This is a genomic window from Streptomyces sp. STR69 (genome assembly GCF_024519455.1).
Lineage (GTDB): Bacteria > Actinomycetota > Actinomycetes > Streptomycetales > Streptomycetaceae > Streptomyces.
This window is the reverse complement of sequence record NZ_JALJRY010000007.1, coordinates 107,588-118,869: the sequence shown is the minus strand read 5'-3', so window position 1 is coordinate 118,869 and position 11,282 is coordinate 107,588. Positions and strand designations below refer to the sequence as shown.

10 protein-coding genes are annotated in these 11,282 nt (G+C 70.7%); 3 read left to right on the top strand and 7 right to left on the bottom strand.

All coding sequences use genetic code 11. The annotated features are described in order from the left end of the window. From OC490_RS14740 to OC490_RS14715, 6 genes are all read right to left on the bottom strand, one after another. A partial coding sequence (locus tag OC490_RS14740) for a hypothetical protein (protein ID WP_262058368.1) occupies positions 1-482 on the bottom strand: 482 nt, incomplete at its 3' end. A gap of 112 nt (positions 483-594) precedes the next feature. Then, complete coding sequence (locus tag OC490_RS14735; protein WP_262058367.1) at positions 595-1,833, bottom strand: MFS transporter; 1,239 nt, start codon at positions 1,831-1,833, stop codon at positions 595-597. A 23-nt stretch (positions 1,834-1,856) separates the two neighbouring features. Next, positions 1,857-3,266, bottom strand: coding sequence for a CitMHS family transporter (locus OC490_RS14730; protein WP_262058366.1), 1,410 nt, complete (start codon positions 3,264-3,266; stop codon positions 1,857-1,859). Between the two features lie 122 nt (positions 3,267-3,388). Continuing rightward, positions 3,389-5,629 (bottom strand): molybdopterin oxidoreductase family protein, encoded by a 2,241-nt coding sequence (locus OC490_RS14725; RefSeq protein WP_262058365.1) that lies wholly within the window; start codon positions 5,627-5,629, stop codon positions 3,389-3,391. Between the two features lie 119 nt (positions 5,630-5,748). Continuing rightward, on the bottom strand, positions 5,749-6,369 hold the full coding sequence (locus OC490_RS14720) for a TetR/AcrR family transcriptional regulator (protein WP_262058364.1): 621 nt from the start codon (positions 6,367-6,369) through the stop codon (positions 5,749-5,751). A 64-nt stretch (positions 6,370-6,433) separates the two neighbouring features. Continuing rightward, complete coding sequence (locus OC490_RS14715) at positions 6,434-6,997, bottom strand: hypothetical protein (protein ID WP_262058363.1); 564 nt, start codon at positions 6,995-6,997, stop codon at positions 6,434-6,436. A gap of 168 nt (positions 6,998-7,165) precedes the next feature. On the opposite strand from OC490_RS14715, the gene hmgA reads away from it, so the two are divergent. From hmgA to OC490_RS14700, 3 genes are read left to right on the top strand one after another with little or no spacing between them, the layout of a single operon-like run. Then, positions 7,166-8,518 (top strand): homogentisate 1,2-dioxygenase, encoded by a 1,353-nt coding sequence (hmgA, locus tag OC490_RS14710; RefSeq protein ID WP_262058362.1) that lies wholly within the window; start codon positions 7,166-7,168, stop codon positions 8,516-8,518. Between the two features lie 60 nt (positions 8,519-8,578). Then, on the top strand, positions 8,579-9,331 hold the full coding sequence (locus OC490_RS14705) for a GntR family transcriptional regulator (RefSeq protein ID WP_262058361.1): 753 nt from the start codon (positions 8,579-8,581) through the stop codon (positions 9,329-9,331). A gap of 12 nt (positions 9,332-9,343) precedes the next feature. Next, positions 9,344-10,513: a type ISP restriction/modification enzyme gene (locus OC490_RS14700; protein WP_262058360.1), complete on the top strand. Its 1,170-nt coding sequence runs from the start codon at positions 9,344-9,346 to the stop codon at positions 10,511-10,513. Here OC490_RS14700 and OC490_RS14695 read toward each other — a convergent pair. After that, positions 10,495-11,226 (bottom strand): TetR/AcrR family transcriptional regulator, encoded by a 732-nt coding sequence (locus OC490_RS14695; protein ID WP_262058359.1) that lies wholly within the window; start codon positions 11,224-11,226, stop codon positions 10,495-10,497. The two genes, OC490_RS14700 and OC490_RS14695, sit on opposite strands and share 19 nt — an antisense overlap. Between the last annotated feature and the right edge of the window lie 56 nt (positions 11,227-11,282).

Genomic DNA, 11,282 nt, shown 5'->3' with positions numbered 1-11,282 from the left:
GGACCGCCGTTGGGACCGCCGGTGCCGCCACCGGTGCCACCGGTGCCACCGCCCGGACCGCCGCCGGGCGGTGGTGTCGGGCAGTCGACCTTGAAGACCTTCTGCTTGGCCTTGCCGTTCTCGCCGACGAAGTTCCAGGTCAGCTTGTACTTGCCGTTCGGCAGCGTCGCGACGGGCATCGTGTGGCCGGTGCCGCTGGTGAGCGTGATGGAGCCGGAACGGGTCGCGCCGCCCAGCACCGGCGGCTGGGTCTCGATGGACCAGGTGACCTGCTGCACCGTGTCGAAGTTGAACGCGTCGAGGTAGAAGTCGCACACCTTCGGCTGGTTGCTCTGGTCGGTGAAGGCCGTGCCCACCTCGTGGATCTTGACGTCTCCGTTGTCACCGGCGGCGACGGCGACGGGCGCGCCCGAGACGACGGTCGCCGCGGCGGCCAGGACCGTCCAGGCGGCGGCTCGACGGGGCAGGAATGAGGTCGGCATGAACAGCCCTCCGAATCAGGCGATTATCGTACGAATTACTCTTTAGCCTGATTCCCTTTCACATCCGGCCCGCCGAATGTGTGCGCAGCGCCGTACGCGCCGTCAGATATCGCTAGATATCGCCCTTCCGGCTCAAGGACTGCCGCCCGCGCCGCACGCCGCCGGGCGCCGTCCGCTCCCGGGCGGCACCGCCCGGCGACCGCAGCGCGGCTCCCGCCGAGAGCATCAGCAGCGCGCCGAGCATCACGAACGGTGCGGCCACGCCCGCGACTCCGGCGACGAGACCCGCGGCGGCGGGCGCGGCGACCTGGCCGAGCCGGTTGCCGGTGAGGCGCAGCGCGAGGGCGGTGGAGCGGGCGTCGTCCGGGGCCGCCTGGACGACGGTCGTCATGGAGAGGGGCTGGCCGACGCCGAGACAGAAGCCGAGGACGGCGAGCATCAGGCCGACGGCCCACACCGGTACCGGCAGGGCGATGCCCGCGCACAGGACGCCCGCGAGGAGGCAGGTCGCGGTCAACAGGGCGGCCCGGCCGAGGAGTTGGAGGAGTGGGGTGAGGACCAGGCGGCAGGCGATGGTGGCCGCCGCGCGGATGCTGAGCAGCACGCCGATCACCGAGGGCGCGATGCCCCGGTGTTCGCCGACCACCGGGAGGTAGGCGGTGAGGATGTCGGTCGCGGACAGCACGGAGAGGCTGACGAAGATGCCCCCGGGCACGCCCCGGGCGCCGAGGATGCTCCGCATGGGCACGCGATTGCCTTGTGCTGTACGGGACTTGACGGCCGTACGGTCCTCGATGCGCCACAGGGACGTGAACGACACGGCGGCGCCCGCGCCCGCGACGAGCAGGGCGAGGGCGCTGGTGCCGGCCATGTCGGGGCCGCCGATCAGGGCGCCCGCAGCGATGGGGCCGACGAGTTGGCCGAGGGAGGCGCCGATGGTGAAGTGGCCGAAGTTGCGGTCCTGTTCGTGCGGTGCGGACTGGCGGGCGACCAGCGACTGGGCGCCGATCACGAAGCAGAGATGGCCCAGACCCATCACCCCGCTCCACATCGCCATCGCCCAGAGGGAGTTGGCGAGTCCGCTCAGTGCGCAGCCGCCGGCGATAAGGAGCACGCCGACGGGCAGCAGGGGTGCGCAGCGGCCGTGGTCGGTGCGGCGGCCGAGCGGTACGGCGGCGAACAGCGGGAGCAGCGCGTACACGCCCGCGATGACGCCGATCGCCCGCTCGTCGGCGCCGAGGGCGAGGGCCCGGTAGGAAACGGCGGGGCGGGCCATCGACACCGCCGCCTGCGCGAAGCCGAAGGCGATGACGAGGCGGAGCAGCCAGCCGCGGTTCCTGCCGGGCGCCATGGTCAAGTCCCTTGTCATGTGGGTCAGATGATGCCGAACAGGATTCCTGCCCCGAGGACGACGAGCGATGTCAGGGCCGCCCACTTGACCACGAACCGTGTGTGGTCGCCGAACTCCACCTTGGCCATGCCGACCAGGACGTACACGGCGGGCACGAGCGGGCTCGACATGTGCAGCGGCTGGCCGACCAGGGAGGCACGGGCGATCTCCAGGGAGGAGACGCCGTGCGCCTGGCCCGCCTCGGCGAGCACGGGGAGGATGCCGAAGTAGAAGCCGTCGTTCGACATGAAGTACGTGAGCGGGATGCTGAGCACGCCGGTGACGAAGGCCATGTGCGGGCCCATGCCGTCGGGGATGTTGCCGACCAGCCAGGTCGCCATGTGGTCGACCATGCCGGTGCCCTGGAGGACGCCGGTGAAGACGGCGGCGGCGAAGACCATGCCGGAGACGTTGAGGACGTTCTCCGCGTGGGCGCCGAGGCGGGCCCTCTGGTCGGGCATGTGGGGGAAGTTGACGGTCAGGGCGAGTGCGGCGCCGAGCAGGAAGAGGACCGGGATCGGCAGCCACTCCATGATCATGGCGGTGAGCAGGGTGACCGTGAGCAGCGCGTTGAACCAGTAGAGCTTGGGGCGCAGGGTCGGGCGGTCGGGGTCGAGGCCCTGGAATCCCTCGTCCTCGTCGGGCAGTTCGGCGTCGGCGTCCGTGCCGGAGCCCGAACCGCCGGTCCGCGTCCGCTTGTTGCCCTCGCCGCCGCCCGCGCCCACGAGAACCGTCTCCGACTCGACGGGCTCCTCGACAAGCACCTCGTCCAGCGTCAGGACCCCGAGCCGCTTGCGCTCGCGGCGGCCGAGGACGTAGGCGAGGACGAACACGCCCAGCAGGCCCACGGCGAGGGCCGGGATCATCGGGACGAAGATGTCGCCGGCGTTGAGCTTGAGGGCGGTGGCGGCGCGGGCGGTCGGGCCGCCCCAAGGCAGCGTGTTCATCACGCCGTTGGCCATCGCGGCGACACCGGTCATCACGACCAGGCTCATCTTGAGGCGTTTGTACAGCGGGTACATCGCCGAGACGGTGATCATGAAGGTGGTCGAGCCGTCGCCGTCCAGGGAGACGATCGCGGCGAGGACCGCGGTACCGACCACGATGCGCAAGGGGTCTGCCTTGCAGAACTTCAGGATCCCCCGGACGATCGGGTCGAAGAGACCGACGTCGATCATCACACCGAAGTAGACGATCGCGAACATGAGCATCGCCGCGGTGGGCGCGAGGCTGGTGACGCCGTCGATGACGTAGTCGCCGAGCTTGGCGCCCTTTCCGACGAAGACGCAGAACAGCGCCGGTATCAGGACGAGCGCCGCGATCGGCGACATCTTCTTCAGCATGATCAGGACCAGGAAGGTCGCGATCATGGTGAAGCCGAGGATGGTCAGCATGAGTGGAACACCTAACGTTCGCCTTTGAACTCCCACCAGGGGCGGCGGTCCGATGACGTTAGGTCGCGCAGAGCGGCGTTAACAAGATGTTGACGCGCGAGCAATAAGCGCAAAACTCCAGGTCACAGCGGTGCGATGAGTGCGGCGACCTCCACGGGCACTCCGTTGAGCACCGCGTTGCCCGACAGCGGGTCGAGGAGACTGCCGTCGAGCAGCTGGTTCACGTTGACGCCCGGATCGGTCGCGGCATGGGTGAGCCGGGTGCCGGGGCGGTCGTGTCCCCAGCCGTGCGGGAGGCTCACCACACCCCGCCGCAGGCCGTCCGTGATCTCGGCGGGGGCGGTCACCTCTCCCCCGGCGCCCTTCACCCGGACCGGCGCTCCGTCGACCACACCCAGCCGCTCGGCGTCCTCGGGGTGGATGTGCAGGGTGCAGCGGTTGGTGCCGCCGGTGAGGGCGGGGACGTTGTGCATCCAGCTGTTGTTGGAGCGGAGGTGGCGGCGGCCGACGAGGACGAGTCCGTCCGCGCGCTCGCTCATGGCCTGGCGGAGCCGGGGCAGGTCGTCGACGATCGGCTGCGGCAGCAGTTCCACCTTCCCGCTCCGGGTCTTCAGCGGCTGCGGCAGCCGGGAGGCGAGCGGCCCCAGGTCGATGCCGTGCGGATGCGCGAGCAACTGCTGGAGGGACAGCCCGTCCGGTCGTACGCCGAAGCCGTCGCCGTAGGGGCCCAGGCGCAGCATCATGTCGAGCCGGCGCTCGGGGCCGGTGTCGCCGGTGAGTCGGTCGGCGACCTCGCCCGGATCGCGGCCGTGGACGGGCGAGTTGGGATCGGTGACGGCCTTGCCGAGGGTCTGGTCGATGACCATCGTGTCGACGGCGGCCGGGTCGGCACCGTGCATGCCGGTCGCGGCGAGGATCAGCCGGGCCAGGATCTCGGTCTCGGCCATCCGGCCGGGCTCCAGCGGGATCGCGGGGCGGGAGTAGCGGACCTGGTTGCGGACGGCGAGGGTGTTGAACGCGAAGTCGTGGTGCGGGCTCTGGGAGGGCGGGGGCGGCGGAAGTACCACGTCGGCGTGGCGTGCGGTCTCGTTGAGGTAGGGGTCGACGCTGACCATGAAGTCGAGCGAGTCGAGGGCCTTGTCGAGGCGGGTGCCGTCCGGTGCGGAGAGCACGGGGTTGGCGGCGACGGCGATCAGCGCGCGGATCGGTTCGCCCTCGACGGTCGCGGTGTCGATCTCCTCGGCGAGCGCGGAGAGCGGCAACTCGCCCTTGGCCTCCGGGTATTGGCTCACCCGTGAGTGCCAGCGCCCGAGCGCGAAGCCGCGGCCGGGTCCGGCGGGCCGAGGTGTCCGGTCGGTGGCGGCCTGCGGGAAGAGGGCGCCGCCGGGCCGGTCGAGGTTGCCGGTGAGGATGTTGAGGACGTCGACGAGCCAGCTGGCGAGGGTGCCGTGCGGGACGGTGCAGCTGCCGATCCGGCCGTAGACGGCGGCAGTTGGGGCGGCGGCGAGCTCCCGGGCGAGGGCGCGGATCTCGGCGGCGTCCACATCGCACGCTTCCGCCACGGCCTCCGGAGTGAAGTCCTGTACCTGCTCCCGGACTTCGTCGACACCCTGCACATGCGGGGCCAACTCCCCCAGATCCACGAGGTGTTCATCGAAGAGGACGTACGTCATCGCCGCGAGCAGCAGGGCGTCGGTACCCGGGCGGACCGCGATGTGCCGGTCGGCGAGCTTGGCGGTGCGGGTGCGGCGCGGGTCGATGACGGTGAGGGTGCCGCCGCGGGCCTTGAGCGCCTTGAGCTTGCCGGGGAAGTCGGCGGCGGTGCACAGACTCCCGTTGGACTCAAGGGGGTTGGCGCCGATGAGGAGCAGATGGTCGGTGTGGTCGAGGTCGGGTACCGGGATCGCGTTGGCGTCGCCGTAGAGCAGGCCGCAGGAGACGTGCTTGGGCATCTGGTCGACCGTGGAGGCGGTGAAGACGCTGCGGGTACCGAGGGCGCCGAGCAGGACCTGCGGGTAGAGGGCGCCGGCCATGGTGTGCACGTTGGGGTTGCCGAGGACGACACCGACGGCGTGCGGGCCGTGGCGCTCGACGACCGGGCGCAGGCCTGCCGCGACCGCGTCGAAGGCCTCTTCCCAGGTGGCCTCGCGCAGCTCGCCGTCCCGGCGGACGAGGGGGGTGCGCAGCCGGTCGGGGTCGCCGTCGACGGCGCCGAAGGAGGCGCCCTTGGGGCAGATGAACCCCTTGCTGAACACGTCGTCGCGATCGCCTCGGGCGCCGGTCACCCGGGTGCCCTCGATGGTGAGGGTCAGCCCGCAGGTGGCTTCGCACAGGGGGCAGATACGCAGAGCGGTGCGGGACACAGGGCCTCCCATGGGCGACGTTGCCTCTTGGCGGTGAGCATACCGACCGGTATGCACGGTGGCGAGGGGATGCCGGGGTGAGGTCGGATATCCGCTGGACACGGCCGGTCGGCCGCCGCTCAGTCCAGTACGCGCGCCAGATAGGCCCGCAACAGCTCCCGTGTCTCCTCGATGACCTTCTCGTCGCCCTCCGGAGCGACCCGGAAGGCGAGATGGACGAGGGAGTCGGCGGTCTCCACGGCGATGAGGAACGTGCGGCGGAGGTCTTCGTCGGGTTCGCGCGAGAGATAGCCGGACAGCAGGTCGGTGAGGCGGTCGGCGACGCGGTGGTTGGGTTCCGCGTGGCCCGAGCCGATCGGGATCTGGTTGCCGAAGTCGACGAGGGAGAAGCCGGGCGCGGTGCGCTTCATGGCGATGTACTCGTCCAGGACGGCGTCCACCGCCGCCCGCCACCCTCCCCCGCCGCCGGTCTCCTTGAGGCGTTCGGTGACGCGGTCCGTGTAGCGCTCCAGGTTCCGCTGGGCGAGGGCGTCGGCCATCGCGCGTTTGTTCCCGAAGAAGCGGTAGACCGAGCCGATGGGGACACCGGCGCGCACGGCCACGGCCCGGGTGCTCAGCGCGTCGTAGCCGACCTCGTCGAGGAGGTCGGCGCAGGCGTCGAGAATCCTGGTCAGCCGTTCGGCGCTGCGCCGCTGCACGGGCGCGCGGCGGAGCGATGTCGTCTGGGGCACGGGCTTCATGATGCCTTTCCGCCGCCGTCAGGAGAAGCTCGCACCTCAGTACGGAACTGGGTGCCCATAGCACTCATTCGGACCCCGGCGTCGATGCGGAACCAGGTGTCTTGCTGCCGTCGGGCGTGGCCTGCGCCGCCGACTCCGTGATGTCCGCCGTACTCTCCACCGGCTTGCCGTGTACGGCCCACACGGTGCCGTCGTCGGCGTAGAGGCGCGCGGTGACGTGGTGGGTGCCGTGCGGGACGAGGTCGCCCGCGAGCCGGTACTCGGGGACGCGGAGCCGCGCGACGGTACGGCCGTCCACGAGGAGGCGGACGGTGCCGCGGCCCGCGACCGCGACCGGCTTCGCGCCGGCGGGCGAGAAACGGAAGTCGTGGACGGTCAGCCGGACGTCCCAGCTGTCGTCGGAGGCGTCGGGCTCCACCTCGATACCGACCTCCGGCGCGCCCTTCTTGCCCACCTCGCGATAGTGCCGGCCCTGCTCGTCCGTGTCGTCGAGCACCTTGCCCACCGGGGACGGCGACACCCCGTGCCCCTTCCGACCCTGGGCATCACCGGAACCACAGCCCGCCGATCCGGCCAGCAGCAGGGCACAGACCGCGAGCGCGGTGAGAAGTGCGCGCGACCACGACATGCCGGGGAGACTAGAACACCGGTCTGACAGCCGGATCCCCCTTGAGGCTGGTTCTTCGCCTCCGAAGGTCGGATTTCTCCCGGACCTTCGCCGTCCCCTTGCGCGCTCGAAACCGCAATCCTACGGTGATGCATAGGAATCAGATGGCGCGGATGGCGAGGAGCAGAGATGAGCGATGGGGGTACCTCCCGCGCGAGCGGGTTCGAGCGTGCGGGAGTCCGCAAGACCGCCGAGGGACTGACCTACCTCACCGGTTTCGGGAATGAACACGGCTCGGAGGCGGTGCCGGGCGCACTGCCCGAGGGCCGCAACGCCCCGCAGCGCGCCCCCCTCGGCCTCTACGCCGAGCAGCTCAGCGGTTCGGCGTTCACCGAGCCGAGGGCGCACAACCGCCGCTCGTGGCTGTACCGCATCCACCCCTCGGCCGCGCACCCGCCCTTCACCCGCGCCGACAACGGCGGGATCCGTACGGCGCCCTTCACGGAGTCGGTGGCCGATCCGAACCGGCTGCGCTGGAACCCGCTGCCCGCACCCGCGCCCGGCACCGACTTCCTGGCCGGCCTGTGGACCCTGGGCGGCAACGGCGACGCGACCCGGCGCACCGGCATGGCCGTGCACCTGTACCACGCCGACGCCTCCATGGAGCGGGTCTTCAGCGACGCGGACGGCGAGCTGCTGATCGTCCCGGAGCGCGGCGGACTGCTGCTGCGCACGGAGTTCGGGCTCCTCCATGTGGAGCCGGGACATGTGGCGTTGATCCCTCGTGGGGTGCGCTTCCGTGTGGAGCTGCTGGATGCTTCAGCCCGCGGATATGTGTGCGAGAACTATGGGGCGCCCTTCCAACTCCCCGACCTCGGCCCGATCGGCGCCAACGGACTCGCCAACGCCCGGGACTTCAGGGCGCCCGTCGCCTCGTACGAGGACGTCGAGGGCCCGGTCGAGGTGGTGAACAAGTTCTGCGGCAACCTCTGGACGGCGACCTACGACCACTCGCCCCTCGATGTCGTCGCCTGGCACGGCAACCATGTGCCGTACGCCTATGACCTGCGCCGTTTCAATGTGCTCGGCTCCATCTCCTACGACCACCCCGACCCGTCGATCTTCACCGTGCTGACGTCGCCGTCGGACACCCCGGGCCTGGCCGGCGTGGACTTCGTCGTCTTCGCCCCGCGCTGGCTGGTGGGCGAGGACACGTTCCGGCCGCCGTACTTCCACCGGAACGTGATGAGCGAGTACATGGGGCTCATCGAGGGCGCCTACGACGCCAAGGCGGAGGGCTTCGTGCCCGGGGGCGGTTCGCTGCACAACATGATGTCGGCGCACGGGCCGGACCGGGAGACCTTCGAGCGCGCCAGCGCGGCGGAGCTGCGGCCGCAGAAGATCGACGACGGCCTGGCGTTCATGTTCGAGACCCGCTGGCCGGTGACAGCCACGGCCCAGGCGGCGCACGCCGACCACCTCCAGCAGGACTACGACGACGTCTGGCGGGGGCTGCAACGCCACTTCCGCCCCACGCACTGACAATTCCCCACCGCCCCACGGCCCTTGCACTGATCCCTCCCTACCGGTACGGATGGCCCCGTGACCTCCTTCGCCCCGGATTCGATCGTCCTGAACCGCAAGCTGCCGCTCTGGTACCAGGTGTCGCAGTCCCTGCGCGCCTCGATACTCGGCCGCTCGCCCCAGGACCCGCTGCGGCTGCCCACGGAGGAGCAGCTCGCGGGGCACTACGGCGTCAGTGTGCTCACCATGCGCCAGGCGCTGAAGGAGCTGGAGGACGAGGGCCTGATCACCAGGCACCGCCGCCGGGGCACGTTCATCGAACCGGACGTCCGACGGGCCACGCCGGTACGGCTGTTGGGCTCGGTCGACGCGATCGTGGCCCAGCAGTCCGGCATGACGACCGAACTCCTGGACCATGGTGCGGTGCGGGTGCCGCCCGAACTGGCCGGGCACTTCCCGGACTTGACCGAGGTGGCGGCGTATCACCGCCTCCGCGGCGACGAGAAGACCGGCGAACCCACGAACCACGCCCGCAACCACATCCGCCCCGAACTGGCCGGCCGCCTCGACCCGGACGACCTGATCCGCTGGCCGATGACCAAGGTACTGCGGGACATCGTCGGCGCGGACATCAGCCGCATCACGGACACGGTGGAGGCCCGCCTCGCCGACCCGGAGACCGCCCGCCTCCTCCAAGTCCCGCTCCTCAGCCCGATCCTGCACTACACGGGCATCACCTACGACAGCCGGGGCAGGGTGCTGGACGTGGCGGTCATCCACTACCGGGGAGACCGTTTCTCCTTCTCGGTCACGCTCGACGCGGCGAACTGAGGTCGTCGTACGATGCCGAGCGTGACGCACGACGACGCTCCGTTGCTCGCGGACCTCATGCCGTGGTCCGTCGCACCGATCCGGCTCGGCCGGGGGTGGCCGACGGCACCCGACCCGGCAACCCTGAAAACCCGCTGGGACACCCTGCTGAAGGCCGAAGTCCCGGACCGGGAAACCCTGTTCGAGCCGACCCGGTCCCGCACCCTCCACTCGGCGGTGACCCAGCTCCCGGGCCAGTCCAGCGGCACGGAAAAACTCATCCGCGCCACGGGACCCTCCCCGGACCCGATCCGCGTGCTGCACGCCCCCTTCGACGAACAGTGGCTGATCCCCGACCACCGCCTGATCGACGTGGCCCGGCCGGAGTTGTGGCGGGTGGCGGACGAGCAGCAGGTCTTCGTGGTGGAGACGCCGCCCGTGGCGGGCACCCCCGGCCCGCCCCTGCTCGCGTCCTCGGTCCTCCCCCTGCTCCGCCCCGGCCGCGTCCGCCCCCTGTACCGCCGCCCGGGCGGCACGGAACCGAACCTGGCACCGGGCCTGCTCGACCACCTCGCGACCCACCTCGGCCACTCCCCCACCCCCGCGGACGTCCTCGCCTGGACCGTGGCCACGGCCCGCCCCGGACCGGCCGTACCCCTGACCCGGGACCCCGAACTCTGGGCACGCGGAGTCGGGTTGGGCCACCGCGTCCTCTGGCTGATGCGCCGCAACGGCGACCGCCCCAAACTCCCCGGCGGCCGACGCCCCTACGTCCGCGCCCCGCTGCCATCCCTCCCCCTCACCCTCCACTACGACCGCGACGAGGAGACCCTCCACCTCGACGAGGGCCGTATCTCCCCGGTGCCGCCCGAGTCCTGGGACTTCGAGGTGAGCGGAGTACGTGTCCTGGAGGAGTGGTTCACGTCCCGGACGTCGGAGACCGCCGCCCCGGGCTCACTGGCCGCGATCCGCCCGGCGACCTGGCAGCAGACGTGGACGTCGGAACTGCTGGAGCTGATCACGGTGTTGGCATTGCTGGCGGAACTCAGGCCGCAGCAGGCCGAGTTGGAGGTCACCGCTCGGATCACGGCGACGGAGCTGCGCAGGGCGGGCGTCCTACCGGCACCGGAGTGGACACACCACCCCGCATCGGTCCTGGACCACCACGAGGAGGGCCCGGAAGGTCAGTTCGCGCTGCTCTGATCCCGTTCGGGATCGAAGGCGTCCAGGACCTTCCCCAGCGCCATGTCGAACACCGCGTCCAGATCGATGGGCCCCGGATCCTCCATGAACGCCGCCGCCATCCGCGGATACGCCCCGCCGGCGATCTGACTCCCCAGGTACGCGATCCGCACCGCGTTCTCCTGCTCCTCCGACCACGGCAAGGACCTGGACCGCTCGGCAGTCGCCAACTCGTTGCTCACATACATCGTCACAACTCCGTTGAGCAGCCCCACGAGTTGCATCTTCGTGCCGTACGTCGCCTCTACCGGGTCGAGACAGGCAAGGCAGCGCTCCAGATACCGCAGCGCGTTCGGGCTGAAGCCGTACACCGGTGACATCAACCGCGGCAGCCAGGGATGCCGATGCATCAGCGTCCTCGTCTGATGGGCGACCCGGATCATGTCGGCCCGCCAGTCCCCCGACGGCTCCCACTCCTCGTGCTCCCCGCTGACCGCGTCAACCATCAGCTCGTGCAGGTCCTCCTTGCGGGGGACGTAGTTGTAGAGCGACATCGTGCCGCAGCCCAGCTCGGCCGCGACATGGCGCATGGACACCGCGTCCAGCCCCCCGCCGTCGGCGATCCGCACCGCCGCCGCCGCGATGTCCGCGCGGCTGTACGCGGGCTTGGGCCCCCGCCCCGCACGTTCGGGGCGCGCCCAGATCACTTCGGGTACGGCCGCTCGGTCCGCCATTGATCATCACCTCGACCACCATCCTAGTTACGTACACCGTACGTAGTGCGCTATGG

Excerpts from the sequence above, each read along its gene's own strand:
- OC490_RS14735 (WP_262058367.1), bottom strand. The coding sequence starts at position 1,833 with ATGGCGCCCGGCAGGAACCGCGGCTGGCTGCTCCGCCTCGTCATCGCC.
- OC490_RS14730 (WP_262058366.1), bottom strand. The coding sequence starts at position 3,266 with ATGCTGACCATCCTCGGCTTCACCATGATCGCGACCTTCCTGGTCCTG.
- OC490_RS14720 (WP_262058364.1), bottom strand. The coding sequence starts at position 6,369 with ATGAAGCCCGTGCCCCAGACGACATCGCTCCGCCGCGCGCCCGTGCAG.
- hmgA (WP_262058362.1), top strand. The coding sequence starts at position 7,166 with ATGAGCGATGGGGGTACCTCCCGCGCGAGCGGGTTCGAGCGTGCGGGA.
- OC490_RS14715 (WP_262058363.1), bottom strand. The coding sequence starts at position 6,997 with ATGTCGTGGTCGCGCGCACTTCTCACCGCGCTCGCGGTCTGTGCCCTG.
- OC490_RS14695 (WP_262058359.1), bottom strand. The coding sequence starts at position 11,226 with ATGGCGGACCGAGCGGCCGTACCCGAAGTGATCTGGGCGCGCCCCGAA.
- OC490_RS14700 (WP_262058360.1), top strand. The coding sequence starts at position 9,344 with ATGCCGAGCGTGACGCACGACGACGCTCCGTTGCTCGCGGACCTCATG.